The sequence below is a fragment of the Actinophytocola xanthii genome, from assembly GCF_001921205.1.
Classification (GTDB): domain Bacteria; phylum Actinomycetota; class Actinomycetes; order Mycobacteriales; family Pseudonocardiaceae; genus Actinophytocola; species Actinophytocola xanthii.
This window is the reverse complement of sequence record NZ_MSIE01000103.1, coordinates 1-26,246: the sequence shown is the minus strand read 5'-3', so window position 1 is coordinate 26,246 and position 26,246 is coordinate 1. Positions and strand designations below refer to the sequence as shown.

Sequence of the window (26,246 nt, the reverse complement as noted above, 5' to 3'; positions counted from 1 at the left end):
CCAGCACCCGACACGCCGACCAAGATCAGTTCAGGAACAGGCTCTTAGAGAGAGTACCCGGGAGCGCGAGTTGCGAGCGGGCCCGAGGTGTGCCGCACCCGCCTCCGCTCACCTGCGCCACTGCTGGTTGGCGTCGGACCCGCAGGTGTACTGCTTGACGAGCGCGCCGTCGGCGGTCGACCCGCTGGTGACGTCCAGGCACTTGCCGCTGTGGCGGGCGACGATTCGGTAGTAGCCGCTGCCCGCGTCCTCGAACCGCCACTGCTGGTGCGTGCCGCTGCCACAGGTGTACTGGATCACGGTGGCGCTGTCCGCTGTGGACGCATCGGAGACGTCGAGACACTTGCCGCTGTGCGCGGCGACGAGCCGGTAGTACTCGTCGCCGGCTGGCTGTGCCTCGAACCCCTGGTTGTTCCCGCCGTTGCACGGATACTGTTTCAGCTGGGTTCCGTTGTCCTGACTGGAGCTGGGAATGTCGGCGCACTTGCCACTGTGGCGGGCGGTGAAGGAGTACCGCTGCGCGCCGGTCGCGGTGATCGCGCCGGTGGCGGTGTCGATCGTCACCTGCGACGAGTAGCTCATCGTCATCGTGGTGTTGGACGGGAAGCTCAGCGGGAGCCAGACGTAGCGGGACTCGTTGACCGCTCCCCCGGTCGCCCCGGCCCAACGGTCGCCCAGGTACAGGTAGGACGTGGTCTGGCTGCCCTGAACCGGCAGCACGAACGCCGTCTGCGAGTCGAACGCGGTCGCGTTGCCGACATCGGACAACGCGCTCCAGGATCCGGTCACGCTGCTCGCGGTGGCGTACTTCTGCTGGTTGGGGTTCCAGCCGGTGGCCCCGGAGGTGAGCAGGAAGTAGACGCCGTTGCGCTTGAACATCGCGGGTGCCTCACGCCACGACCCCGGCCAGAGCCGCTGCACCCGGGCGCTGACCTGGAGGTAGTCCGACGTCAGTCGGTAGACGTGCAGGTCCGCGTTCTCGTTGGCCGCGGAGATCATGTACGTGGTGCCGTCGTCGTCCTTGAACAGCGTGATGTCCCGCGACATGTAGTCCAGCGGGCGGAAACTGCCGCGCCAGGTGTAGTTGCCGTCGACGGTGCTGGCGGTGGCGACCGCGGCACGTGCCTCACCGTAGTCCCGGCCGTTCTCCTTGTGCATCCACATCACGTACTGGCCGGTGGACGCGTTGAAGATGACCTTGGGACGCTCGATGTTGGCCACCTGGAGCTCCGAGTGCGACGACTGGGTCAGCACGTTGTTGCGGAACTCCCAGTTGCGCAGGTCGGTCGACCGGTACGCCGAGACCGCCCGGAACGTGTTGTCGGGGTTCCGGTTCTCGCCGAACCAGTAGTAGTAGCTGCCGACCTTGAGGACCCCTCCGCCGTGCGCGTGCACGACGTTTCCGTTCGTGTCGGTGAACTGGGTGCCGTTGGTGATGGTGACCGGCGCGGCGACAGCGGAGCCGGGGAGGACGAGAGCTGACAACACGGCCAGCACGACGGCGAGGCCACAGCGTTGTGGCATGGGGTTCTCCTTGCTGGACAGGCCAAACGCTTCAGACGACCGTTCGCGACCACTGCTGGTTGGTGCCGGTGTTGCACGGGTACTGCTTGAGGACCACGCCGTCCGCGGTCGACGCGGACGGCACGTCCACGCACTTGCCGCTGTGTCGGGCCCGGAGCTGGAAGTAGCTCCCGTTCGCGACCAGCTGGAACTGCTGGTTGGTGCCGGTGCCGCAGGCGTACTGGACGAGCTCGGCACCGTCGGCCGTCGACGCGCTCACCACGTCGAGACACCGTCCACTGTGGCGGCTGACGATCCACCAGTAGCCGCCGCCGGCGTCCTGGAACTGCCACTGCTGCCACGCGTTGCCGCCGTAGGTGTACTGGCCGACCCGCGCACCGTCCTCCGTGTTCGGTTGCTGGACGTCCATGGCCTTGCCGCTGTGCCGCACGTCGAGCCGGTAGAACGTTCCGCCGCCGACGGCGTCGCCCCAGGCGTAACGGATGCGGTCGGCACCGGAGGGGTTGCGGACGGTCAGGTTGAGGTTGGTGCCGCTGCCGCTCAGCGCGTACATCGAGTAGTAGTCGTAGCCGAGGTTGTCGGTCGGTTTGCCGCCGAGGGCGGGCCAGTAGGTTCCGCCCATCTGGTTGTCCCGCATCACCTGCGCCATCGCGCGGATGTGGCGCACGAAGTTGTCGGTGCTGTTCGCGTCACCGTAGTTGAGACCGGTGGACATCGGCGCGCCGAACTCGGTCGCGACCGCGCGGGAGGCGCAGTTGCCCAGCCGCGTCTGGATGTGGCTGCGGAAGGCGTCGTAGGTCATCGGGTCGTAGAAGAAGGCATAGTGGTGGAAGGACAGCAGCGTCGAGTTGAAGCGGCTGTCGTTGCAGACGTCCCGCAGGTCCTGGCTGTAGCCGGTGCCCCCGACGAGCACCCGGCCGGGTACCGCCGAGGTGTGGTAGCTGAGCCAGTTGGCCGCGACGTTGCGCCATTCCGTCGACGTGTAGCCGTGCGGCTCGTTCATCGGTTCGAAGTAGACGTTGCCGTTCGAGCCGTAGGTGTTGGTCACGCTGGACCACATCGTGTTCCAGGCGGCGGTGTTCGTGATCCTGCCACCGGAGGCGGCGCCGTCCTCCCAGTAGGCGAGGATGACCTTGAACCCGCGGGCGGTGGCGGCGTCGATGGCACCGCGGTACGCGTTCCACCATGTCGTGTTGGCGACCGTATGGGTGTTGATCGGCAGCCGGACGGTGTTCACCCCCATGGTGGCGGCCATGTCGTCGTAGACGGCGTTGGCCTTGGCCCGGACGGTCGCGTTGCTGTCGGACTGGCTCAGGCCCTGTACGACGAGCGGACCGGTGCTGAAGTTGTCGCCCAGCACCGCCCAGTTCATGCCGCGGAACTGGCTGGTGGCGGCCTGGGCCGGCGACGCGGTGACGACGACGCTCACCAGCGCGGCCAGCGCGGTCACCACGAGCGCGGAAAGCAACCGGCGAGGCGTCGTGATCGGGTTCATGACGTGTCCCATCGCTAGAGGTGTCACGAGTCGCCGGAGGGGCCCACGATCGAGGTCCCGGTCCGGACCGGTGGGCCCTCTCCCGTGATGTGATGTCCGTCACGGACAGTATGTGAACGTTAACAGATAGCTTCCTGCGCCTTCAATAGGGCAGAAAGGACTTGGAGTAAACAGTCCACGTCTCAGGTTCGGCACCGCTGTTATCGCTAACACGGTCACGGCACCGCCCGCGCGGGACTCTCGTACCGTTCGACGTGCCGACCTCCGACCACCAGGTCGACCTTCACCGACGGACGGAGACCGAGTTGCTCACCACCGCCGCCGGGCGTTTCCGGTTGTTGGCACTGGCCGAGGCGGTGTCCTGGGCCGGCCTGCTGATCGGGATGTTCGTGAAGTACGTGGTCGTGCACGACGAGATCGGGGTCCGGATCTTCGGACCGGTGCACGGTGCCGTCTTCGTCGGCTACGTGGTCGTCACGCTGCTGGTGCGCGGGCCGCTGCGCTGGACGTCGGGGACCTTCGTGCTGGCACTCGTCGCCGGCGTGCCGCCGTTCGGCACCGTCCTGTTCGAGCGGTGGGCCACGCGCACCGGCAGACTCGACGAGACCGCCACCGCGTCCCGCTGACCGCACGGCGCCCCAGCCGCGCAACGGCACCACGGCGGCGGCTGGTCACACCCCGCGGGCCCGTGGGGTGAACCGAGTGGGCGTCACTGAGCGGGCGGGTACTGGTCCTGCTTCAACAGCCGCGCGAGGTGGGCCGCGTTCGCCGCCAGCTTCTTGTTGGTGCTCGCGACAGCGTCCGGTGTGCTGTCGAGCTCGATGTAGTCCTTCGGGTTCATCGCCTCGGAGTTCCAGTAGGTGCCGCCGCTGGCCGGGATGGTGAACCCGACGTCGTTGAGCGCCTGGAAACAGTCCGCGATGATCTTGTGTGCGCCGTCCTCGTTGCCGACCACCGCCACCACGGCCACCTTGCCGTACATCGACGGCCGTCCCTGATCGTCGGTCTCGGACAGCTCGGCGTCCAACCGCTCCATCACCCGCTGCGCCACACTGGACGGGTGTCCCACCCAGGTGGGCGTCGCCAACACGAGAATGTCCGCCGCGAGAACGCGCTGCCGAAGCTGCGGCCACTGGTCACCGTTTCCCATGTCGGTCTGCACGCCCGGGCGCACGTCGAAGTCCACGACCCGGACCAGCTCGCCGGTCACACCGTGGCCACGGAGCTCGTCGAGAACCTGGGTGGCGATCTTGTCGCTGCTCGAGGGCTCGGGAGACGGCTTGAGGCTGCAGGTCAACGCGAGCGCGGTCAGTGTCGATGTCGATGTCATGCCTCGGACCTACCCACCTCGGCGGCGTTGAATCCCCTCGCTACCGACCGAACCCCCAAACGCGTGCCTTTGACTCACAGCGCCTTCACCGCCGTGACGAGCTTGCCGAGGGAGTCCTTGGCGTCGCCGAACAGCAGGGTGGTCTTCTGCTCGTAGAGCAGCTCGTTCTCGATTCCGGCGAAGCCGGGGCGCATCGAGCGTTTGAGGAACACCACCGAGGCCGCGTTGGCCACCTCGAGGATCGGCATGCCGTAGATGGGTGAGCCGGGTGCGGAGTGCGCCGCGGGATTAACCACGTCGTTGGCCCCCACCACGAGCGCGACGTCCGCGGTCCGGAACTCGGGGTTGACCTCGACCATCTCCTTGAGCTTCTCGTACGGCACGTCCGCCTCGGCCAGCAGCACGTTCATGTGCCCGGGCATCCGGCCGGCCACGGGGTGGATCGCGTACACCACCTCGATGCCGCGCCGCTCCAGCTCGTCGGTGAGATCGCGCAACGTGTGCTGCGCCTGCGCCACCGCGAGCCCGTAGCCGGGCGCGACGATCACCTTGCGGGAGTAGCCGAGCAGGATCGCGACGTCCTGTGGGCCCGCCGAGCGCACCGGCCGGTCCGACTCGGTCGTGCCGCCGAGCGTTGACCCGCCGGCGAACGCGCCGAACAGGATGTTGGGCAGCGACCGGCCCATCGCCTCGGCCATCATCGTGGTCAGCAGAGTGCCCGACGCGCCGACCAGCGTGCCCGCCACGATCAGCAGCGTGTTGCCGAGCACGTAACCGCTGGCGGCGACGGTGATCCCGCTGAACGCGTTGAGCAGCGAGATGACGATCGGCACGTCGGCTCCGCCGACCGGCAGCACCAGCAGCAGCCCGATCCCCAACGCCAGCACGGCGAGGGACGCGGCCCCGGGTACCGAGCCGGTCGCCGCGACCCAGACCCCGGTGGCGAGCGCGCCGCCGACGGTCGCCGCGGCCACCCAGCGCATGCCGGGAAAGATCAGCGGCCGGCCGGTGACCAGCTCCTGGAGCTTGGCGAAGGTGAGCAGCGAGCCGGAGAAGGTGACGGCTCCGACGAGGACGGTGAACGCCGTGACCGCGAGGTGGGCCGGCTCGCCGCTGGTCCCCTCGGGCAGCTCCAGCAACGCGACAAGCGCGCCCGCCGCACCGCCGACGCCGTTGAACAACGCCACCATCTGCGGCATCTGGGTCATCGCGACCCGTTGCGCGGCGACGGCTCCGATCGCCCCACCGACGGCGATCGCCGCCAGGACCCACACCAGCCGCTCCGGACGCTCGGCGGCGAGGACCACGAGCACCGCCACCACGGCACCCGCCGCGCCGACCAGGTTGCCGACCCGGGCGGTTCGCGGCGAGGACAGGGCCTTGAGCGCGACGATGAAGCAGACGGCGGCGGCGAGGTAGAGCAGTGCGGTCCAGGTCTCGTTCACCGCTGGGGCCCCTTGTCCTCGGGCGGGCTCTGCCGAGCCCGGGCCCGGAACATCCCCAGCATCCGGTCGGTCACCACGAACCCGCCGACCAGGTTGACCGTGGCCAGGACGATCGCGACCAGCTCGAGGACGAAGATCCCGGTCGACTCGGTGTGGGCGGCGACCGCGATCGTCCCGACCAGGACGATGCCACTGATTGCGTTGGAGCCGGACATCAACGGCGTGTGCAGGGTGCTGGAGACCTTCGAGATCACCTCGTAGCCGACGAAGACCGACAGCACGAAGATCGTCAGCAACGCGACGCCGTCCACTAGGGCAGCTCCTCTCCGAGCAGCACGCGGGTCGGCGCGTGCCGCACCTCCCCGGCGTGGGTGACGCAGCAGGCGGCGATGATCTCGTCGGCGAAGTCCGGGGCCAGCTCGCCGTCGGCGCACATGAGCAGCAACAGGTTGACCACGTTGGCGGAGTACAGCTGGCTCGCCTGCGCCGGAAGCTGGCTCGGCACGTCGCGGCCGCCCCAGACCAGCGTCTCGCCGACGGTGATCTCCTCCCCCGGCTTCGCCCCCTCGACGTTGCCACCCCACTCGGCCGCCAGGTCGACCACGACCGAGCCGGGTTTCATCGCGGCCACCATCGGCGCGGTGACGAGCATCGGCGCCGGCCGGCCGGGCACCGCGGCGGTGGTGATCAGCACGTCGGAGGCCGCCACGTGCGGGGCGAGCAGCGCACGCTGCGACCGGGACCGTTCCTCGGTCATCTTCCTGGCGTAGCCGCCGGCGCCTTCCAGGGTCGGCAGTTCCAGATGGACGAACTCCGCACCGAGGCTGCGCACCTCCTCCGCGGCGGCGGCACGGACGTCGTAGGCACGCACGACCGCGCCGAGCCTGCGTGTGGTCGCGATGGCCTGCAGCCCGGCCACCCCGGCACCGATCACGAACACGGCGGCCGGGCGGATCGTGCCGGAGGCGGTCATGGACATCGGCAGGAACCTCGGCAACCGTTCCGCCGCCACCAGCGCCGCCCGGTAGCCCGCGACGAAGGCCTGGGAGGACAACGCGTCCATCGCCTGGGCGCGGGAGATGCGCGGCACCAGCTCCATCGCGAACGCGGTGTGCCCGGCGTCGCGCAGGGCGCGGACGAGGTCCAGCTCGCGCCCCGTCGGCAGGAAGGACACGGTGACCGCGTTCGGCGCGAGCTCCGCCACCCGCCGCGCCTGGACGGGCCGCACGGACAGCAGCGCCCGGGCGCCGGCCACCGCGTCGGCCGCCACGGTGGCCCCGACCGCGCGGTAGGAGTCGTCGGGCAACCCCGCGGCCGCGCCGGCACCCGGCTCCACGGCGACGTCCAGACCGGCGTCGGTCAGCCGCCCGACCAGCTCGGGGACGAGCGCCACCCGGCGCTCACCAGGCCTCGTCTCGGCAACCACGGCGACCTTCACCGCCGGTGCTCCCGCCCGGGACCGTGCGGAGAACCGCCGGGAAGGTCGACCCAGGAAGTGAGCGCCATCAACACACCTCGTCCACCTCGTACCAACCCGCCGCCGTGGCGGGTGCCGACCAGACTTCCCGGCGCTCCTCAGGCCAACATGCCGCATCGACACCGTGCGCGCAACCGCCGAGCGCAGGCCGCGGTCAGCAGGGGGTGAGCCCGCGGGATCCGCTCGGCGACCGCGTGCGACCTCAGGTGGTCAGTGCCTGCTGCGGGACCGGGGAGGGCGTGGAGGCGGTCGTGGACCGGGGGCGGGCGAAGCGGCGCATCATCGGCACCTCCAGGTACCGGTAGAGAGCCAGCGCCGCGACCTGCGACACCAGGATGAACCCGACCACGATCCCCAACGCCGTCAGGTCGTCGAAGCGGCGTTCGGGGCCGAGCAGGTCACGCAGGGCGTACAGGATCGGGCCGTGCACGAGGTACAGCGCGAACGAGGCGTTGCCCAGCAGGACGACGACGGGCCTGCGCAACCACGTCCGTCGGTCCTCGAGGTCGGCCTGGGCGATCGCCGGGATGACCAGGGCTGCCGGGAGGGCGAACGCCGCGGCGAACAGGTAGCCCGCCGGGATGACCGGGGAGGCGAGGATCGTCAGCACCAGCGGGATGGCCGCCCAGCGCACCCGCAGGCTCGGCCACTGACCGGTCTGCACGAGTCGGGCGATCAGGATGCCGAGCCCGAACTCCAGCAGCCGCACCGGGGGGAACACGTACACCAGCCACACCTGGGCGTGCGGTGCCGGTGCCCACTCGGCCATCATCGGGCCGTCGATGGCGAAGGTCGGCAGCGGCACCAGCAGGATCAGTGCCGCGACCCCGCCCACCCACCACCACAGCCGTCCCGGCGCGATCTTCTTGGCGAGCAGGAACAGCGCCGGGAACAGCAGGTAGAAGAACACCTCGCAGGAGATCGACCACGCGGGCGCGTTGACGCCCATCACGTGCTGGACGTCGTAGAGCCAGTTCTGGACCAGGAACAGGTTGGAAAGCGCCTCGCCGAGGCTCACCTGGTTGTCCTGGAAGCCGTACATCGGGTTCGGCCCGGTGACCACGAAGGCGAACACCAGCAGCATCAGCGCCCAGGTGACCACGTGGTTCGGGAAGATCTTGACAAAGCGGCGTCGGTAGAAGCGGCCGACGGTGTCACCGGCCGGGGCGGACCAGGTGAGGATGAACCCGCTCAGGATGAAGAACGACGACACCGCGACGATGGACAGCGGCGCGGTGATAGCGAGCGCCTCGGCGGTCGGGCCCGGTTCGAACAACCGGCTCGAGTAGAGGCCGTGGCAGGCGATGACCATGAACGCGAGAACGAACCGATAACCGGTGAGCGCGGGCAGTGTCGCAGGCCCTTCTCGAAGCGTCTTCACAGTGGACCCTTTCGGCCACAGGAATTCACGACAATTCCTGTTCGAGTTCGATGTTTCGCACCGTACCGGGCGCGGGCACGGCGTCCTCGAAAGTCGTTAGAGGGCCCGACGAGTGCGCTGGCTTTTCGGCCCGCCGCGCGGGAATCCTTGGGCTCGGTTCCGTCGTACAGCGTGGAGGTGGGCAGATGAGCCAGCAGACCCTGGCTGATGTGGAAAGCGTCGTGCGTGAGGCTTACGACGCCATGGAGAAACTCGACGTGGCGCGGGTAGCCACCATGATCGTTCCCGAAATTCAGGCCGTCGACGCCGTCATGCGCACCTGGAAGCGGGGCCTCGGGGAGATCGGGGCGCACCTTGCGGCGCTCGAGTCCGGAATGTCCGACGAGCACTCGGAGATCACGGACCTGGAGATCCGCGAGTACGGCGCGACCGCGATCGCCACCTACACCGTCGAGCAGGAGTACACGTTCGCCGGCGAGCGCCACCACGACGTCTGCCCGACCACCATGGTGCTGAGCCAGGTCGACGGCGAGTGGAAGATCGCGCTGTTCCACTCGCTCCCGCTGCGCGACGAGCGCTGACCACGCGCCCGTCTCCCGCCGACGGGTGTGGGCCTCCGGTCCACCCGGTGACGATGTCCTGTGAGGACGGTCACTAGCCCCGCCACCGGTCTTCGGCGGCCCCTGCACCGGTCGGGTAGGTTGAGAACGTGCAGGGGGCGGCGAGTCGGGGCGTGATCGCCCGCTGTGTTGTCCTCTTCGGACTTTTAGGACTGTTCCAGTCGACGCTCGGTCCGCTGATCCCCGTCGTGCGGGACGACAACCGGTTGTCGGCGGCCACGGCGGGGCTGCTGGTGAGTGGTTTCTACACCGGGTCGCTCGTGAGCACCGCCGTCGCCGGGACGCTGGGCGAGCGGTGGGCCCGGCGGTATCTGGTCGCGGTGCCGACGGCACTGCTCGCCCTCGGTTCGGTGGGGCTCGCCTGGCGTGGAGCGTGGCCGGTGCCCCTGCTCGCGGCCGTGGTCGCCGGGCTGGGGTTCGGGGGCCTCGTGCTCGTCGTCAACACCGCGATGGCCGGCCAGCCCGGCGGGCGCGGTGTCGCGCTGGCCAACCTGGTGAACGGCGTGTTCGGCCTCGGCGCCGCGGCCGGTCCCGCACTGGTCGGGCTCACCCGCGACGTCGGCTACCAGTACCTGTTCGTCGTGCTCGCCGTGGCCGTCCTGGCGGCGCTGCCACCGCTGGGCCTCGGCGGGTCCACCCACCTGCCGCCGGCCGAAGGCCGGGCGCGGGGCCGACCGGTCGTGCTGCTGCTCTTCTGCGCCCTGCTGTTCTGCTACGCCGGGGCCGAGACCGGGTTGAGCAGCTGGGAGTCGGTGCACCTGGAGGCACACGGCTACGCGACGGCGGCGGCCTCCGCGCTCACGTCGTTGTTCTGGGTCGGCCTGGCCGCGGGCCGGTTGCTCGTCCCGTTCGTCACGGCCGGCTGGGCACCGCCGCGCATCGTCGCGACCGCGCTCGTCGCGACCGCGCTCCCGCTGGTCCTGATCGGCGTCGGGGACCTGGCACCGGTCGGCTACCTGCTCGCCGGGTTGGTCCTCGGGCCGATCTTCCCGACCGTGATGGCCTGGAACGCGTCCACCCACCCCGACCCGCGACGGTCCAACGCCGTGATCGCCACCGCCGGGATGGTCGGGAACGTGGCGCTGCCGGCGGCGGTCGGCTACTCGATGCAGGCGACCTCGCACCTCGCGCTGCCCGTCCTGGTCACCGTCCCGGTACTCGCCTGCCTGGTGATCACGACCGGCCTGCGGCAGCGGCACCCTCCCGCGGCCCGTTACATGGACTGAACGGTCTCGTAGAAGGCTCGCGCGACGTCGCCGAAGTAGGGACCGAACACGTAGTACGGGACGAAGTTGATCTTGTAGCTGTTCACCGAGCCGATCAGGCCGGTACCGGTGCTGGGGTCGAACTGGTGGAACCAGGGGCCGCCGCTGGCGCCGCGGGTGAGGTCGCAGCTCATGCCGATGCCGTCGGTGAGGGTGGCGTCGAACGTGGTGCCGCTGCAGTAGCTCATCGTGCTGCCGTCGTAGGGCGGGCTGGCCGCCCAGCCGAAGGCGTACATGTCCAGCCCGCGCTCCTGGTTGAACACGACCCCCTGCCCGCCGACGACGTCGGTGAGCGAGGTCCCGTCCACCTCGGCGACCACCGCCGCGCCGAGGTCGTGGTTCATGTCCTCGCCCGCGAGCCACTGCGGTGTCGCGGTGGTCAGCCGCGCCGGCCACACGCCGTAGGGCGCGTTGTCGTTCTCGTAGCCGGGGACGAACACCCAGTTCTCGTGGAACCGGCCGGCCACCTTGACGCAGTGGCCGGCGGTGAGCACCGTGCTCCGGTTGGCACTGGTGACCGCGCTCCCGCTGCACGAGGCGTTGCTGCCGTTGGTGGTGAAGAACACCCGCCCGGACGTGGCGACCACCTCGCCGCCGGCCGGCCACGGCCCGCCGCCGTTCGGGAAGGTCGGCGAGACCGCCCGCGGGATGCCCCTCGGCTCCTCGGCCAGGGCTCCGCCCGGTTCGATCGCCAGCTCCAGCGGGACCGCCGCCCGCATGGCCTCCGGCGTCCAGTACGCGGCGACCCGCTCCACCTCGAGGTCGGTCACCGCGGCCCGGTGCACAGTGGACGGCGCGGGACGCGCCTGGACCGGACCGGCCGCCGCCGCCATGGCCAGGCCACCGGCCACCAGCACAGCCGCACCCCGCCGCAACGCTCGCTTCATGATCACTCGGGAAACCTAGCGAAACCGAGGCAGTCCTGGTGGGCGGGGTCCTGCTACGCTTTCCCATGATCACCTGTGTCGTCGAGTACGTGATTGACCCGCGGAAGATCGACGCCTTCGAACGGTTCGCCCGCCGCTGGATGGACCTGGTCCAGCGCCACGGCGGGACGCACCACGGCTACTTCCTACCGGCCGAGGGAGCCAGTGACCGGGCTCTCGCGCTGTTCAGCTTCCCCAGCCTCGCCGCCTACGAGGAGTACCGGACCCTGTTCGGCGTCGATCCGGACTTCGTGGCCGCCGACCGGATCCGCGACGAGAGCGACTGCGTCCTGCGCTACGAGCGCACCTTCATGCGCCCCCTCCTGCCCGGTGACCTCGGCTGACCGGCCCCACCTCGACCCGGGTCAGGGCGTCGGGGGTCAGGTCGCGCACGCCGCCCCGGCCGAGGAGCGTGAGCACGGTCGTGATCTCCGCGCGGAGAAGCTCGAGCACGCGGGCCACCCCGGCCTCGCCGCCGGCGGCCAGGCCGTAGGCCGCCAGGCGGCCGATGACGACGACGTCGGCGCCGAGCGCGATCGCCCTGACCACGTCGGCACCGCGGCGGACGCCGCTGTCCAGTGCGATCTCGATGCCGGGTCCGACGGCGTCCCGGATCTCGGGGAGCACGTCGAGCGAGGCGCGCTGCCCGTCGAGCTGGCGCCCGCCGTGGTTGGAGACCAGCAGCGCCCTCGCGCCGGTGGCCACCGCCGCGCTGGCGTCCTCGGGGGTCATGATGCCCTTGGCGATCCACGGCAGCCTGCTCTGGCCGAGCAGCTCACCGAGCTTGGCCCAGGACCACACCGGTGCCTCCCGTTCGAGGAGCTGACCGAGCTGGCCGAGGGCGTGCTCGACCGACGGGTAGTTGCCGCCGAACAAGCGGTGGTCGGGCAGGTAACCGTTGCGGAGGTTGCGTTCCCGCCACCCCTGGATCGGCACGTCGCACGTGACGCAGAGACCGCGGTAGCCCGCCCGCTCGTAGCGGCGCACCATCGCCAGGAAGCCCTCGTCCGTCCCCAGTGGATTGACTTGCCCGAAGGCCGCGGCGCCGGGCGCCGCCGCCGCGATCTCCTCGAGCGAGTAGGTTCCCGCCTCCGGCACGATACTGGCGGTGCCGGCGGCCGCGTTGGCTCGGCCGACGGCGACCTGACCGTCCGGGTGGAACAGTCCGTCGGCGCCGAACGGCGCGGTCAGCACGGGGAGTGCGAGATCGACGCCGAGGAAGCGGGTCGTGGTGGACGGGGACGGCAGCCCGCCCATCACCCGCGGGACGAACGCCCAGCGCTCGAAGGCGTTCCGGTTGCGGCGAAGCGTCGCCTCCTCCCCGGCGCCGCCCTCCAGGAAGTCGTGCGCGTCGGAAGGCAGGACGGCGAGTGCGGCCTCCCGAACCTCGTCGAGGGTCGCGAAGTCGGTGGCGGTGGTGTCGACCGCCGTGTCCATCAGGTGGACGAGCTGGTGGGTGTTCATCCCGTTCTTCCTCTCCTCGGCCAGGTCCGCGGTGATCTGTCCGCGGCTCATCACCAGCAGCCGGGTTCCCAGCCGCAGCGCGTGTTCCATGTTGTGGGTGACCATGATCGTCGTGCAGCCGGCGGCGGCGACGAGGTCCGTCGTGAGGCGCAGGACCCGCGCCGCGGTCATGGGATCGAGGGCGGCGAGATGCTCGTCGAGCAGCAGGACCCGAGGCGCGCGCAACCCGGCCATCACCATCGTGAGGCTCTGCCGCTGACCGGCCGACAGCAGGCCGACCGGCTCGTGCAACCGTTGCTCGAGCCCGAGACCGAGCCCGGCGAGGCGGTCGCGCATCGTGCGCCGGCGGGCCGAGCTGAGGCTTGCGCGAAACCCGCGACGGCGGCCGCGGCTCATCGCGAGTGCGAGGTTGTCCTCGACGCTGAGGTCTGGCGCGGTCCCGGCCATCGGGTCGTCGAACACGCGCGCCACCAGCGCCGCGCGCCGGTGGTCCGGCCAGCGGGTGACATCGACACCGTCCAGCCGGACCGTTCCCGTCGTCGGCCGCAGCGCCCCGGAGACCACCTGGAGCAGGCTGCTCTTGCCGGAGCCGTTCGGCCCGACCACGGTCACGAACTGTCCAGGATGGACCGTCAGGTCGACGTGGTGCAGCGCGACCACTCGGTCGGGGCGTCCGGTGTTGTGCACGAGCCGGAGACCGGTGAGCTCGACACGTCCGGTGTCCTCGGGCACGGTCATGTCCGGTTCGCCAGGCGGTAGCGCGCGAGCGCGGGCGCCAGGTGCGCCTGGGCGGAGATCGCCAACACGAAGGTGAGCGCCGTGACGCCTCTGAGATCCCCCGCGGGCAGGCCGAGCCGCAGCGAGCACACCAGGATGAGGCGGTAGAGCAGGCAGCCGACGATCACCGCTACCGCCATGCGCACCACCTGGGACCCGCCGGGGTTGGCCAGCAGGGCGCCGAGCAGGACCGCTCCGGCTCCCGCGACGAACAGCCCGACGGACATGGTGACGTCGGCGAAGCCCTGCACCTGTGCCAGCAGCCCGCCGGAGAGCGCGCTCAGGCCGTTGGCGAGCATCAACGACAGCACGAGCAGCCCGCTGTCGTTGACCCCCTGGCTGCGGACCATGCGGGCGTTCGCGCCGCTCGCCCGCAGCGCGAGACCGATCTCGGTCCTGAGGAACGCGACGAAGACGGCGAACACCACCGCGACCACGGCCAACAGCACCGCCGACATGCCGAGGTCCGCGGCCCGGCCGGGGTGCGCCGCGACCCGCGCGAAGACCGTCTCCTCGCCGAGAAGACCGACCGTCGGCCGGCCGAGCACCCGGAGCGTCACCGTGAACAACGCCATGCTCATGACGAGCCCCGCCATCAGGACGGGGATGCGCAGCACAAGGTTGAGCAACGCGGTCCTGAGTCCGGCGACCGCTCCGCTCATGGCGCCCGCGGCCAGGGCCGGCCAGCCGGGCAGCCCCGCAAGCAGCGCCACCGCGGTCACCGCGCCGCCCAGGGCGAAGCTGCCCTCCACCGTCAGGTCGAAGTCGGCCCGGATCCGCAGGACCAGGAACACCCCGAGGAACGCGGGGGCGAGCGGAAGCCCTGTCACCAGGGTGTCGATCACGGTGTTCACCGGTATCAGGACCCGACGACGCGGTCGGCGAGCTCCGCCGGGATGGTGATGCCGAGCTCCCGCGCGCGTCCCGTGTTCAGGACGATCTCCACCTCGCCGGGGGTGGTGAACGGCGTCGACGCCGCGTCGGCGCCGCGGAGCACCTTCGCCGCGTTGACCCCGGCCGAGACGCCGAGCCGCGAGTAGTCCGGGCCGAGGCTGCCGACAATGCCGGGGATCGTCGTGTCGCCGGCGACGACGTAGAGCGGGGCGCCGGCGCCCACCATCGCCGCGCCGACCGCCTCGATTCCGGCGGCCACCAGCGCGTCCGGGCCGACCAACACCACCTCGGCTCGCCCGTCGAGGCTGCGGGCGGCCTGCGCGACCTCCGCCGTCGAGGAGATGGGGGCCTCGGCGAGGTCGATGCCGGCGGTTCGGACAGCGGTGCGCAACGCGCCGGCCCACACCTGCATGCTCTGGTTGGACGGGTCGTAGAGGGTGCCGACCGTCCGGAGACCGGGGTGCAGGGCGACCAGGTCCTCCAGGAGCATCGCCGGGTCGACGAAGTCGATGCTGCCGGTGACGTTCCTCCCCGGCCTCTCCAGGCTTTCCGCCACCCCGGCACCGACCGGGTCCCCCATGGCGAGGGCGAAGATGGGGCGGTCGGTCACCTGGGTGGCCAGCGCGACGACGGCCGGCGTCCCGATGACGGCGAAGGCGTCGTGGTCGGAGCCGGCGAACTCGCGGGCGACGCTGGCGATGAGCGACTGGTCTCCGTTGGCGTTCCTGACCTCGAAGCTCACCGTGGTGCCCGCGCCGACCTCGGCCCGCACCGTCCTGGTGAACGCGTCGACGACCTCGTCGATGACCTCGGCCTGCGCCATGGCGAGCACACCAACCGAGTACGACTCGCCCGGCCGCGGCTCACCTGCTCCCCCGCCACAGCCGGCCAGTGCGGCCGCGACCCCCACGGCGCCGACGAGAAGACAACGACGTCCGAACATGGTTGACCATCCTCCTGAGCTTTCGTCCCGCGTTCGGCAACGGTCGCGCGGGACCGGGGCCCGCCGCATCGGGAGATCGCCCAGCGCTCGGTCGGGGAAAGCCTTAGTTGGCCTCGGGAGGTGCCTTGCCGCCACGCTTGACCGGACCGGCTCGCTGGGGATTTGCTGGCCGCGTGGCGGCGACAGGTCTGGTCGGGCGGGACGGCGAGCTGGCCCGGCTCGCCGCCGCCATCCGGCAGGCGCGCCGGCTCGTCCTCGTCACGGGTGAGGTGGGGATCGGCAAGACGCGGCTGGTCACCCAGGCGGCACTGGCGGCCAGGGAGACGGGTGCGGTCGTGGTCGAGGCGTCGTGCCTGCCGCTGAACGTGCGCCTGCCGCTCCTGCCGATCGTCGAGACGCTCCGCGGCCTGGGCAGGGCGGTGGGTCCGACGGCCTTCGCCGAGATCCTCGCCGGGCTTCCGCCGTATGCGGTGGAGGAGCTGGCGCGGCTCGCGCCGGAGCTCGTCGGGCGTGACGCGGGACCGGACGTGCTCCCGGCCGGCGAGTGGCGGCGGCAGCGGATGTTCGCCGCCGTCGAGCTGCTGCTAGTCCGCGTCGCCACCGACCGTCCCATGGTGGTCGTGGTCGAGGATCTGCACTGGGCCGACGGAGCGACGCTGGACCTGCTGACCTACCTGCGCGGCTCCTCCAGCGGCTCGATCACCCTGGTCGTGACGTGCCGCGACGACGAGGTGCCTGCACATCCTCGGGTGGCGGAGTGGGTCGAGCAGGCACGCCGGCCCGAGACAGTACGGCTGGAGCTGGGCGGCCTGTCCCGACCGGCGATGGCCGAGCTCGCCGGAATGACCCTGGGCGGCCCACCGGAGGACGCCGTCCTCGACGAGCTGTACCGACGTACGGACGGCAACCCGTACTTCGCGGAGGAGCTCATCGCGGCCGCCCTGGCCGCCGGCGACGGAGGACAGGGGTTCGCGCTGGCCCGGCAGCCGCCGCGCGCGCTGGCCGAGCTGCTCCTGGCTCGCTCGCGCCGGGTCGGCCCGCCGGCCCGCACGGTGCTCGCGGCCCTCGCGGTGGCGGGCCGCCCCGTCCCGGAGACCGCCGTCGCCAGGGTGACCGGGATGACGGCGGCCGACGTCGCCGCGGCGATGCACGAGCTGATCGACGCCCGGCTCGCGGTCCAGGACCGGACGCGGCCCGAGCTCGGCTGCCGGACGCAGCACGCGCTGCTCGCCGAGGCGGTGGCCGGTGAGCTGCTCCCCGACGAGCGCCGCGACCTGCACGCCGCGACGGCGGCGGCACTCGAGGCGATGGCAGACCCGGCCCTGTCGGCTGAGATCGCCGTCCACTGGGCCGCCGCCGGCCGGCCGGACAACGAGCTGGCCTCGCTGGTCGACGCCGCCGAACACGGCCACCGGGTGCGGGCCTACGCGCAGGCGGCCGAGCTCTGGCAGCGAGCCGCGCGGGTCGCGGAGAGCCTGCCGGACGAGGCCGAGAAGTCCCAGGTGGAGCCCGGCTGGCTGCGCGTCGCGGCCATCGACGCGCTGCAGGCGTGCGGTCGCGACCTCGACGCCGGTGTTCTCGCCGAACAGACCTACGCGAGATACGGCGACACGGCCGACGGTCCGCTGCTCGCGGGCGTGTTGCACCGAACCGCGTGGCACCGCGGGGTCATCGGCCAGCGCGAGGCCTCTCCGGGCACGGCCTACGCCCTGTTCGAAGAGGCGGAGCGCATCCACCGGGCGTTGCGCGAGTCGGCCGAGTACGCGCGCGTGCTCACCGATCATGCGCGGTTCAGGTGGTTGGACCGCCACGACGCCGCCACCGGCTCCTTGTATCGCACCGCGTTCGACGTCGCGCGACGGTGCGGAGCGACCCTCGACGGCGCCCAGGCCCTGCTGGGGCTGGCCGAGGTCGCGTTCGTGCACGGCGACCCGGCCGAGGGGTTCGCGTTGCTGGACCGCGCGGGTGACCTCGCCGACCCGGGGCTCAGCCTGCTGGTCGGTTTCACCGCCGCCGACTACCGCAGCAACGCGCTGCTCAAGATGGGGCAGCTGGCGCAGGCCGAGCGGGTCGCGGCCCAGGCTCTCGACCAGGCGCGCCGGGCCGGCGCGGCGTCGGGCTACCAGGGGGCGGTACTGCACCACAACGCCGCGGAGGCGCTGCTGGAACAGGGCCTCGTGGACGCCGCGGCCGAGGTCCTGTCCGAGGTGTCCGAGCGCCCGCCGAGGTTGGACGACTGGAACCTGCACCTGTTGCTGGCCCAGGTCGAGACGTGTCGCGGTGAGCTCGACGCCGCCCTCGCCCGCACCCGGGCCGTGGAGTCGATGGGCCTGGCCGGGCCCCGGATGTGGGTGTACGAGCGGCTGCGCCTGGCCCCCCGGGTCGCGCTGTGGGCCGGCGACCCCGCCACGGCGCTGGACGGTGCCGAGCAGGCCCTGGCTCGGTTGGGCGGCTCCGGCGTCGAGCTGTACTGCGGCGAGCTGCTCGCACTGGGGGCCAGGGCCGCGGCGGACCTGGCCGAGACCGCGCGGGCGCGTCGCGACGGTGACGCCGAACGAGCCGCCCTCGCCGCGACCGACCGGTTGGCGGGCATTCTGGAGCGGATGACGGTCCGGCCCTTCGCCGACCACCCGTTCGTCTCGACGATTCCCGGTGACCGGGCCGGCTGGCTGGCCGAACTGCTGCGTGCGCGCGGCGGGGACGACCCGGACGCGTGGATGGCGGCGGCCGCCGTCTGGCGACGGCTCGGCCGGCCGCACCGCGAGGCCTACGCCCTGCTGCGACAGGCGGAGGCCCTGCTCACCGCCTCGCGCGACGCGGCGGCCGCGACCGCTCCACTGCGTGCCGCCGCCGACGCGGCGAGCGGGATGGTGCCCCTGCTGACGCGGATAAACCGGCTGGCGCGCAGGTCCCGGATCTCGCTACGCCCCGCGTCCGCGGCGGCCCCGCCCCCACCGGTCCCGCCGCCCGGGCCGAAGGACCCCTACGGCCTGACCGACCGGGAGCGGCACGTGCTCCGCCTGCTCGGCCGCGGCTACACGAACGCGCAGATCGGCGCGGAGCTGTTCATGAGCCCGAAGACGGCGAGCGTGCACGTGAGCAGCATCCTGCGCAAGCTCAACGTGGCGAACCGAGCGGAGGCGGCGGCCGTGGGGGAACGAGCCGGGCTCGGCGACCTCGATCCGTAGGAGGTCCGCGGCGCGCGGTGTTCGGTCGGCTCAGCCCAACCGCGCGGCCGGCCGGCCGAGGCGGACCGCCGAGACGAGGAAGAAGATGCCGCCGACGGCGGCGTAGCCGGCGATGCTGGCCAGGGTCGGGTCCGGCGCGCCGGCGGCGACGACGAACGAGGCGCCGGCCAGGACCGAGAGGCCGCCGCTGAGGATCATTGGCCACTGGCCACCCCATGTGCGGCGGCCGAGGGCGACGGTCAGCTGGACCAGCCCCGCGACGACAGCCCAGGCGCCCCATACCCGCAGGACCGCGGGCACGCCCGAGCCGGCGGCGACCGCCAGGGCGGCGGCGGCCAGCAGGCTGACCGCGATGTTCACGTAGAGGCCGCGAGGCGAACAGGTGCGGCGGGACGAGCGAGCGTCCACGACCGCCGCGGCGACATCGAACAGGGGGTACAGGACGATCAGCGCGATGCCGAGGGGTCCGAGGCTCGACGTCGTGAAGAACAGCAGGGCCGCCCAGACGACGGCGAAAGCGAACCGCACGACGTAGAGCCGGCGCAGGGTGGGTGCAGCTGCTCGGGCGGCGGGTGAGGCGACGACGGTCATGGCGGTCCTTCCGAACGAAACAAGAACGAACGTTCTATCTCGACGAGCATGACGGCCGAACCCAGCGTCTGTCAAGACAGAACGTTCTACCTCATTTCGAAGGCGTCACGAGGGAGTCACCTCCGGGTGGCAGGTGCTACGCGGACACCGAGTCGAGGCGGAACCGCAGAATCCCCTCGACTCCCTGGAGGAACGTGTCGCAGACCTCCGCCGGGTCCGCCAGGCAGCCCGAGGACATCGCACCGTCTCGCAGCAGCACGAAGTGCCGGCCCGCGAGCTCCGGGGGTGCGTCGCCGACATCCGCGAGGAGGTCCGTCACGGTCCGCAGAAACCACGCGCGGTGGGCGAGGACGGCCTGGTGCACCGGATGCGCGGCGTCGGGGTACTCCGCGACGGCGTTGAGGAAGGCACATCCGCGGAAGCGCGCCGACCGGATGCCCTCGGCGATCGAGCTGGCGATGGCGCGCAGGGTGTCGGCCGCCGGGAGGCCGGCGGCGAGAGCCGTGTCGACCCCCTCGCGGTCGGCCTGGGCGACGGCCTGCAGGTACGCGACGACGAGCTCGTCCTTGCTCGGGAAGTGACGGTACAGCGTGGCGCGGGTGACCTTCGCCTCCGCGACGATCCGGTCGATCCCGACGGCGTGCAGGCCCTCGGCGTAGAAGAGCCTCGTCGCCGTGGTGAGCAGCCTCGACCGCGCCTCGGAGACCTGACCTCTAGCGTTGCGCACCATCACGACGAGCGTAACAGACAGAACGGTCAGTATCGCCAAACGCTGGTCAACGCAGCTCGGTGCCGCGGGTCTCGGGCAGCGTGAGGATGATGGCGAAGGCGACCGCCGCTCCCGCCGCCAGGTACCAGAAGAAGGCGTCGGCGAGGCCCGCGCTGGACAGGGCACTGATCAGCAGCGGAGCGGTGCCGCCGAAGGTGGCGACGGTGAGGTTGTACCACGCTCCGATGCCCAGGCCGCGCAGGGCGGTGGGAAACAGCTCGCTCATCAGGGCGGGCGCGATCGACGTCATCGCGGTGTAGAGGCCGAGGCCGACGGTGAACACCACGACCAGGTTCCCCAGGCCCGGTCCGACCAAAGTGGACAAAGGAACGATCAGGACTGCTGTCGCCGCCGACCACGCCAGCAGTTGGGGTTTGCGGCCGAACCGGTCGGCGGCCGCGCCCATGGGGTACTGCAGGGCGACGAACACCGCCGTCGCGATGGCCAGCGCCAGGAACGCATCGACCGCGTCCGCTCCGCGCGTCTTCACGGCGAACGGGGTCAGGGCGCTGAAGAACGTGTAGTAGCACAACGTGGACAGCATCGTGAAGCCGATCAGCTGACCGACCGCCTTCGGGTGCTCCCGCAGGGTCGTGCGCAGCGGGTGTGGCACGCGCTCGGTCCGGTGCGCCTCGAACAGCTCGGTCTCGACCAGGCTCCGCCGCAACCACAACCCGACCAACCCGAGCAGTCCACCCAGGATGAACGGCAGTCGCCATCCCCAGGACTGCATGGCGTCCTCACTGAACACGCGCGCCAGGACGAAACCGAGGACCGACGCGAGGAGCACGGCACTACCGGTAGAGATGTAGAAGAACGCGGAGTACCGCCCGCGACGGTCCGCGGGGGCGATCTCCCCCAGGTACGCCGACGCGTTCGACACCTCACCGCCGAGCGAGAGCCCCTGCACCACCCGGGCGAGCAGCAACCCGACCGGAGCGAGCCAGCCGACCTGTTCGAAGGTCGGCAACACGCCGATGAGGATCGACCCGCCGGCCATCATCACGATGGTCAGCACCATCGCCGGTTTGCGTCCCCGGAGGTCGGCGAACCGACCGAGCAGGATGCCGCCCAGCGGGCGGAAGAAGAACGCCAACGCATAGGTGGCGAACGTGTTGATCTGGGCGAGCGCGTCGTTGCCCGCCGGGAAGAACGCGGTGGCGAAGTAGATGCTGAACGTGGCGTAGATCGTCCAGTCGAACCACTCCAGTGCGTTGCCCACGCTCGCGGCCAGCAGCTTGCGTACCGGGAGCCGGTGCCGGACAGCGGGTTCGACCATAACTAACACACTAGAGCGGCATCCCGTTACCCGCAGATCCACACGGCCACCGGGTCCTTCCCGGCGGCCGACCGACCCAGGACGCATGCTCTACTTGTCCTATGGAGCCGGGGATCGACCGCACACCGGGCGGTACGGTCCTGGTGCTCGGCGGAACCGCGGAGGCGCGGGAGCTCGCCACGCTGCTCGACCGCGCCGGGGTGCCGTTCGTGTCCTCTTTGGCCGGTCGGGTGGCGCGGCCGCGGCTGCCGGTCGGCCGGGTGCGCGTCGGCGGTTTCGGCGGCGTCGCGGGGTTGGTGGCCTTCCTGGCCGACCATGCGGTCACGGCGGTGGTCGACGCGACGCACCCGTTCGCCGAGGGCATGACCGGCAACGCCGTCGCCGCCTGCGCCGCCTCCGGGGTCCCACTGCTGCGGCTGGAGCGGCCGGGGTGGGCGGACGCTCCCGGCGCGGACACCTGGCACTGGGTCGGCGACCACGCCGAGGCGGCGGACCTGGTGGCGGAGCTGGGGAAGCGACCGTTCTTGACCGTCGGGCGCCAGGACCTCGCGACGTTCACCGGCCCGCTCTCCGACCACGCGGTGCTGGTGCGGGTGGTGGACGTGCCCGAGCTGGCACTGCCCACACCGTGGACGCTGGTGACCAGTCGTGGCCCCTACCGGGCCGCGGAGGAGCGGCTCCTGATGACCGGCCACCGGGTGGACGCGCTGGTGACCAAGGACTCCGGCGGCACCTACACCTGGCCGAAGCTCGAGGTAGCCGCCGAACTGGGGCTCCCCGTCGTCATTGTGCGCCGCCGCGAGGGCCCCGCCGGGGTGCGGACGGTCACCGGTCCGGACGAGGCGGCGGCCTGGGTGTGCGCCCGGGCCTGACGGCGGTCACAGGCTGGCGGCGAGATCCCTGCGCTCGGCGGCTCGTGCCTCCCGCTCGTGGAGCCGGCCGACGAGTGCGGTGAGCGCCACCCCCAGCACGGCCCACATCGTGGCCAGCGTGACCAGTGACGCACGCCGGAAGTCCCACAGCGTGTCCGCCGGGAAGTCGCCGAGCGAGCCGGCCGCCGGCAGCAGGTGGCCGACCCCGACCACGACCACCAGGTACGCGGTGACGGCGAGCGCGGCCGCCTCCACGGCCCGCAGCCGCGAGCCCAGCCGACGGGCGAGCGCGACGGCCGCCGCGGCGGCTACCACCGAGACGAGTACGTACAGGAAGTAGTGGCCGGTCCGCGAACCAATGGTGTCCGCACCACCGACGGCGGGCGGGGTGGCCGGATACTTGAGAAACGGCACCAGCGCGACCGCGACGAACCCGACCAGGGCGACCAGCCCGGTGGACTGGCCCGGGGTCAGCCCCCGGAGACGGCCGACCAGTGCGGCGGCCACCAGGGCGACCACACCGCCGAGCACCGTGCCGACGGCGATCGTGGCCGTGCCGAGGCCGAAGGTCTTCTGGGTGGTGCGGGAGACCTCGGTCCCCTCCCCCGCGTGCTGGTGTCCGGCCTCCTCGCCACCGGCGTGCTCGTGCGCGGCTTCCGCCTCCTCGACGGTGATCGCCGCGTCGAGGGACGGCTCGCCGAACACCGTGGCGACGACGAAGGTGACCAGGCCCGCGAGAAGCCCGGCGAGAAGTCCTCGGACGAGGAAGCTGCGTGCGGTCATGGTGGGTCCCGTTCCCTGAGCATGCGAAGGAGCCGCCGCCTCCGTGCGGACGGAGGCGGCGCCCTAGAGACGAAGTCAGTGGCAGGGGAAGCCGAGCAGATGCCGGCCGTCGTGGACCCACTCGTGGACGGCGTCGCCGGCGGGGAAGCTGACCGCCCCCTGGCCGGCGCTGACGAAGAACAACACGGTCAACGCGACAAGCCCGACGAAGACCGCCCACGGGGCGATCTGTCCGAGCGGGATGGTGGGTACCGCGGCCTCCGGGGCAGCGGGAACAGCCTGGCTCATCTGGTGCCTCCTCAGGGATTCGTGCGTCCCGTGTGCTGGGCAACCTCTTGGCTCGGGTCTGGCTTCACCCGCTCGTGGTCGTCACCGACCGTCGAACTGGTGTCACAGTAGCGCGACTGCGCCGGATTCTCACCGGCTTCCTCTACCAGGGTCGCGCCAACGGTATCACTGGTCAGCACCGATGACGCCGGGATACCCCGGCCGAACTCCCGGGCGGCGGCCGCGAACCGCTCGGCGAGCATCGGGTGCCCGGCCCAGTGCACGTGGAGGTACGAGGCGGTGGCGGTTCGGGAACCGAACCCGCTCGGCCGGCCGCCGACGAGGAAGGCCGGGTGCTCACCGGCGTCGGGGGTGACCGCGGTGCGGTGGAACTCGTGGCCGCGTACCGGCGTTCCGGGCGGGCCGGCGAGGTGGGCGGCGGCGTGCGTGGCGGGGACCGTCGCCTCGCGGTAGCCGAGGGTGAGCCGCGAGGTCATCGCGGCGTCCGCGGCGAGGGCGCCGACCATGGGCCGTCCGTCCAGGGTGCGGCACAGGTAGAGCAGCCCCGCGCACTCGGCGACGGTCGGCATTCCCGACGCGACGGCGTCCAGCAACTCCCCGCGCAGCCCGACGTTGTCCGACAGCCGCCCGGCGTAGACCTCGGGGAAGCCGCCGCCGAGGTAGACGGCGCTGGTCCCCGCGGGCAGCCGTTCCTCCACCAGCGGGTCGAACGTGGCGACGTCACACCCCGCCGCCAGGAGCAGTTCCTCGGTCTCGGCGTACCGGAACGTGAAGGCACGACCGCCGGCCACCGCGACCAACGGACGTGGTGCGCCGGCCGGACCGGGCCCGACCTCGGTCGCCGGGTCCCAGGGCGCCGCCGCCAGCGGCGGGGCGGCCCTGGCCAGGGCGAGGAGCTGGTCGAGGTCGACGGTCGCCTCGATCCGCTCGGCGAGCAGGTCCAGCGAGTCCGCCGCGTCGTAGCGTTCCGCCACCGGCACCAGGCCGAGGTGCCGGGCGGGCGCGACGACGGCGTCGTCGCGGTGGATCACCCCGAGGACGGGCACGCCCCGCCCGGCCAGGGCGTCGAGCACCTCCTGGGCGTGCCGGTGCGAGCCCGCCTTGTTGAGCACCACGCCGACGATCCGGACGGTCGGGTCGAAGGTCCGCATCCCGTGCACCACCGCGGCGACGGAACGCGACGCGTGGGACACGTCCACGACGAGGATGACCGGGCTCGACGTGACCGTGGCGACGTGGGCCGTGGAGGCGAAGCCGGCGCCACCGAGCTTGCCGTCGTACAGGCCCATCACGCCCTCGACGACGGCCACGTCGCCACCCCTGGCGCCGTGGACCAGCAGTGGGGCCACCCGTTCCTCGCCGACGAGGAACGGGTCGAGGTTGCGCCCGGGCCGGCCGGTGGCCAGCTCGTGGTATCCGGGGTCGATGTAGTCGGGCCCGACCTTGTGCCCGCTCACGACGTGCCCGCGCCGACGCAGGGCCGCCATGATGCCGGTCGCGACGGTGGTCTTGCCGTGTCCGGAGGCCGGCGCCGCGACGACGACCCTGGGCAGGCGCACGCTCACCACTCGATGCCCCGCTGTCCCTTCTGCCCGGACTGGAACGGGTGCTTGACCACGGTCATGTCGGTGACCAGGTCGGCGAGGTCGACCAGGCGCTGGTCGGCACGCCGACCGGTGATCACCACGTGCTGGTGCCCCGGGCGCGACGCCAGGGTGTCGAGCACGTCCGCCAGCTCGACCCAGCCCCAGGCGATGGGGTAGGTGAACTCGTCGAGGACGTACAGGTCGTGGCGTTGCTCGGCGAGGCGCCGCTTGACCTCCGACCAGCCCTCGGCGGCGGCCTCGGCGTGGTCCTCGGCGGTGCCCTCCTTGCGTGACCAGGACCAGCCGGCGCCCATCTTGTGCCACTCGACCGGACCACCCTCGCCGGTCTCGGCGTGCAGGGCGCCGAGCCGCTCCAGCACGGTCTGCTCTCCGATGCGCCACTTGGCCGACTTGACGAACTGGAACACGCCGATGTCCCAGCCCTGGTTCCAGCCGCGCAGCGCCAGCCCGTAGGCCGCGGTGGACTTGCCCTTGCCGTCGCCGGTGTGGACGATCAGCAGCGGCTGGTTGCGACGCTGTCTGGTGGTGAGCCCGTCCTCGGGAACGACGGGTGGGAGTCCCTTCGGCATCAGGCCGCCCCCACCGCGTGCCGCGCCACGGTGGTCAACGCCGCGGCGTTGACCTCGCCGACCGGGACGTGCACCCCGCCGAGCAGCTCCGCCAGCCGGCGCGCCAGGCCCATCCGGAACCGGCCGGTCTCGCAGTCGACGACCACCGACGAGAGCCCGGTGCGGCGCAGCGCCGCCGCGGCGCGGTGCGCCCGGCCGAGTGCGTCGGCTCCATGGGTCGCGCGGCCGTCGGTGACCAGGATCAGCAGCGGGCGGCGCCGCGGGTCGCGCACTGCCTCGACCCGGACCACCTCGGCGACCCGGGTGAGCGCCTCGGCGAGCGGGGTCCGCCCACCCGCGGCCAGGTCCCGCAGCCGCGCGACGGCCACCTCGACCGACCCGGTCGGCGGCAGGGTGAGCTCGGCCCCGCCACCTCGGAAGGTGACCAGGCCGACCTTGTCGCGGCGCTGGTAGGCGTCGGTGAGCAGGGACAGGATCGCGGTCTTCACCTCCCGCATGCGCCGGCTGGCCGCCATCGAGCCGGAGGCGTCGACGCAGAAGAGGACCTGGTTGGACTCGCGCCCCTCGTTGATCGCGACCCGCAGGTCCTCGGGAGCGAGCAGCAGCCGGCCGGCGCGCCGGCCGCGGCGGTGCTGGTGGCGGGCGGCGGCGCGGAGGGTCTCCAGCAGGTGCAGGGTCCCGGTCGGACCTGCCGGCCGCTCGGTGCCGACCCGGCGGCCGGTGTCGGTGCGGGCGGCGGACCGCCGGCCGGCCTCGCCG

Annotated in this window: 25 protein-coding genes; 6 read left to right on the top strand and 19 right to left on the bottom strand. The window is 71.8% G+C overall.

Annotation, left to right across the window (positions count from 1 at the left end; all coding sequences use genetic code 11):
- Positions 1 to 108: 108 nt before the first annotated feature.
- The gene (locus tag BU204_RS35480; protein ID WP_075130192.1) at positions 109 to 1,524 is read right to left on the bottom strand and encodes an RICIN domain-containing protein; all 1,416 of its coding nucleotides are present in this window, start codon (positions 1,522 to 1,524) and stop codon (positions 109 to 111) included.
- Positions 1,525 to 1,555: 31 nt separating this feature from the next.
- Positions 1,556 to 3,019: an RICIN domain-containing protein gene (locus BU204_RS35475; RefSeq protein ID WP_233161004.1), complete on the bottom strand. Its 1,464-nt coding sequence runs from the start codon at positions 3,017 to 3,019 to the stop codon at positions 1,556 to 1,558.
- Between the two features lie 305 nt (positions 3,020 to 3,324).
- On the opposite strand from BU204_RS35475, the gene BU204_RS35470 reads away from it, so the two are divergent.
- Entirely contained in the window at positions 3,325 to 3,645 is a 321-nt protein-coding gene (locus tag BU204_RS35470; RefSeq protein WP_075130196.1) for a DUF3817 domain-containing protein, read from the top strand.
- An 83-nt stretch (positions 3,646 to 3,728) separates the two neighbouring features.
- On the opposite strand, the gene BU204_RS35465 is transcribed toward BU204_RS35470, so the two are convergent.
- From BU204_RS35465 to BU204_RS35445, 5 genes are all read right to left on the bottom strand, one after another.
- Positions 3,729 to 4,349: a flavodoxin family protein gene (locus tag BU204_RS35465; protein WP_075130190.1), complete on the bottom strand. Its 621-nt coding sequence runs from the start codon at positions 4,347 to 4,349 to the stop codon at positions 3,729 to 3,731.
- Between the two features lie 74 nt (positions 4,350 to 4,423).
- Positions 4,424 to 5,794 (bottom strand): NAD(P)(+) transhydrogenase (Re/Si-specific) subunit beta, encoded by a 1,371-nt coding sequence (locus BU204_RS35460; protein WP_075130189.1) that lies wholly within the window; start codon positions 5,792 to 5,794, stop codon positions 4,424 to 4,426.
- On the bottom strand, positions 5,791 to 6,105 hold the full coding sequence (locus BU204_RS35455; protein WP_075130188.1) for an NAD(P) transhydrogenase subunit alpha: 315 nt from the start codon (positions 6,103 to 6,105) through the stop codon (positions 5,791 to 5,793). The genes BU204_RS35460 and BU204_RS35455 overlap by 4 nt, the downstream gene beginning before the upstream one ends.
- The gene (locus tag BU204_RS35450) at positions 6,105 to 7,232 is read right to left on the bottom strand and encodes an NAD(P) transhydrogenase subunit alpha (RefSeq protein ID WP_075130187.1); all 1,128 of its coding nucleotides are present in this window, start codon (positions 7,230 to 7,232) and stop codon (positions 6,105 to 6,107) included. Before BU204_RS35450 ends, BU204_RS35455 begins: the two co-directional genes overlap by 1 nt.
- A gap of 241 nt (positions 7,233 to 7,473) precedes the next feature.
- On the bottom strand, positions 7,474 to 8,652 hold the full coding sequence (locus BU204_RS35445; RefSeq protein ID WP_143229976.1) for an acyltransferase family protein: 1,179 nt from the start codon (positions 8,650 to 8,652) through the stop codon (positions 7,474 to 7,476).
- A gap of 185 nt (positions 8,653 to 8,837) precedes the next feature.
- Here BU204_RS35445 and BU204_RS35440 point away from each other — a divergent pair, with 185 nt between their 5' ends.
- Positions 8,838 to 9,233 (top strand): YybH family protein, encoded by a 396-nt coding sequence (locus tag BU204_RS35440; RefSeq protein ID WP_075130186.1) that lies wholly within the window; start codon positions 8,838 to 8,840, stop codon positions 9,231 to 9,233.
- A 128-nt stretch (positions 9,234 to 9,361) separates the two neighbouring features.
- Positions 9,362 to 10,498, top strand: a complete 1,137-nt coding sequence (locus BU204_RS35435) for an MFS transporter (RefSeq protein WP_083661920.1) — start codon at positions 9,362 to 9,364, stop codon at positions 10,496 to 10,498.
- On the opposite strand, the gene BU204_RS35430 is transcribed toward BU204_RS35435, so the two are convergent.
- Complete coding sequence (locus BU204_RS35430) at positions 10,486 to 11,424, bottom strand: trypsin-like serine peptidase (protein ID WP_075130194.1); 939 nt, start codon at positions 11,422 to 11,424, stop codon at positions 10,486 to 10,488. The genes BU204_RS35435 and BU204_RS35430 overlap by 13 nt on opposite strands.
- Positions 11,425 to 11,489: 65 nt before the next feature.
- Here BU204_RS35430 and BU204_RS35425 point away from each other — a divergent pair, with 65 nt between their 5' ends.
- Positions 11,490 to 11,807: an NIPSNAP family protein gene (locus tag BU204_RS35425; RefSeq protein WP_075130184.1), complete on the top strand. Its 318-nt coding sequence runs from the start codon at positions 11,490 to 11,492 to the stop codon at positions 11,805 to 11,807.
- On the opposite strand, the gene BU204_RS41705 is transcribed toward BU204_RS35425, so the two are convergent.
- From BU204_RS41705 to BU204_RS35405, 3 genes are read right to left on the bottom strand one after another with little or no spacing between them, the layout of a single operon-like run.
- A complete protein-coding gene (locus tag BU204_RS41705) occupies positions 11,773 to 13,665 on the bottom strand; it encodes an alpha-hydroxy-acid oxidizing protein (RefSeq protein ID WP_083661919.1) in 1,893 nt (630 codons plus the stop codon). The two genes, BU204_RS35425 and BU204_RS41705, sit on opposite strands and share 35 nt — an antisense overlap.
- Positions 13,662 to 14,558, bottom strand: a complete 897-nt coding sequence (locus tag BU204_RS35410) for an ABC transporter permease (protein WP_075130183.1) — start codon at positions 14,556 to 14,558, stop codon at positions 13,662 to 13,664. The genes BU204_RS41705 and BU204_RS35410 overlap by 4 nt, the downstream gene beginning before the upstream one ends.
- 5 nt (positions 14,559 to 14,563) lie before the next feature.
- On the bottom strand, positions 14,564 to 15,541 hold the full coding sequence (locus BU204_RS35405) for an ABC transporter substrate-binding protein (RefSeq protein WP_075130182.1): 978 nt from the start codon (positions 15,539 to 15,541) through the stop codon (positions 14,564 to 14,566).
- Positions 15,542 to 15,714: 173 nt separating this feature from the next.
- Between BU204_RS35405 and BU204_RS42100 the strand changes: the two genes are divergently transcribed.
- Complete coding sequence (locus tag BU204_RS42100; protein WP_075130181.1) at positions 15,715 to 18,729, top strand: helix-turn-helix transcriptional regulator; 3,015 nt, start codon at positions 15,715 to 15,717, stop codon at positions 18,727 to 18,729.
- A 30-nt stretch (positions 18,730 to 18,759) separates the two neighbouring features.
- Here the strand turns inward: BU204_RS42100 and BU204_RS35395 are convergent, their stop codons facing one another.
- The 3 genes from BU204_RS35395 to BU204_RS35385 all read right to left on the bottom strand — a co-directional run bounded on the left by BU204_RS35395 (position 18,760) and on the right by BU204_RS35385 (position 21,368).
- Positions 18,760 to 19,320 (bottom strand): hypothetical protein, encoded by a 561-nt coding sequence (locus tag BU204_RS35395; RefSeq protein WP_075130180.1) that lies wholly within the window; start codon positions 19,318 to 19,320, stop codon positions 18,760 to 18,762.
- Positions 19,321 to 19,456: 136 nt separating this feature from the next.
- Entirely contained in the window at positions 19,457 to 20,050 is a 594-nt protein-coding gene (locus tag BU204_RS35390) for a TetR/AcrR family transcriptional regulator (RefSeq protein WP_075130179.1), read from the bottom strand.
- A 46-nt stretch (positions 20,051 to 20,096) separates the two neighbouring features.
- Positions 20,097 to 21,368, bottom strand: a complete 1,272-nt coding sequence (locus tag BU204_RS35385; protein WP_075130178.1) for an MFS transporter — start codon at positions 21,366 to 21,368, stop codon at positions 20,097 to 20,099.
- Between the two features lie 101 nt (positions 21,369 to 21,469).
- On the opposite strand from BU204_RS35385, the gene BU204_RS35380 reads away from it, so the two are divergent.
- The gene (locus tag BU204_RS35380; RefSeq protein WP_075130177.1) at positions 21,470 to 22,240 is read left to right on the top strand and encodes a cobalt-precorrin-6A reductase; all 771 of its coding nucleotides are present in this window, start codon (positions 21,470 to 21,472) and stop codon (positions 22,238 to 22,240) included.
- Between the two features lie 6 nt (positions 22,241 to 22,246).
- Here BU204_RS35380 and BU204_RS35375 read toward each other — a convergent pair whose 3' ends face one another.
- From BU204_RS35375 to BU204_RS35355, 5 genes are all read right to left on the bottom strand, one after another.
- Positions 22,247 to 23,023, bottom strand: coding sequence for a CbtA family protein (locus BU204_RS35375; RefSeq protein WP_075130176.1), 777 nt, complete (start codon positions 23,021 to 23,023; stop codon positions 22,247 to 22,249).
- 75 nt (positions 23,024 to 23,098) lie between these two features.
- Positions 23,099 to 23,311, bottom strand: coding sequence for a CbtB domain-containing protein (locus BU204_RS35370; protein WP_075130175.1), 213 nt, complete (start codon positions 23,309 to 23,311; stop codon positions 23,099 to 23,101).
- Between the two features lie 11 nt (positions 23,312 to 23,322).
- The gene (locus tag BU204_RS35365) at positions 23,323 to 24,870 is read right to left on the bottom strand and encodes a cobyrinate a,c-diamide synthase (protein ID WP_456297889.1); all 1,548 of its coding nucleotides are present in this window, start codon (positions 24,868 to 24,870) and stop codon (positions 23,323 to 23,325) included.
- 2 nt (positions 24,871 to 24,872) lie between these two features.
- Positions 24,873 to 25,487 carry a cob(I)yrinic acid a,c-diamide adenosyltransferase gene (gene cobO / locus BU204_RS35360; RefSeq protein WP_075130174.1) on the bottom strand — a complete coding sequence of 205 codons (615 nt, stop codon included), beginning with the start codon at positions 25,485 to 25,487 and terminating at the stop codon, positions 24,873 to 24,875.
- A partial coding sequence (locus BU204_RS35355) for a VWA domain-containing protein (RefSeq protein ID WP_143229974.1) occupies positions 25,487 to 26,246 on the bottom strand: 760 nt, incomplete at its 5' end. The genes cobO and BU204_RS35355, both read right to left, overlap by 1 nt.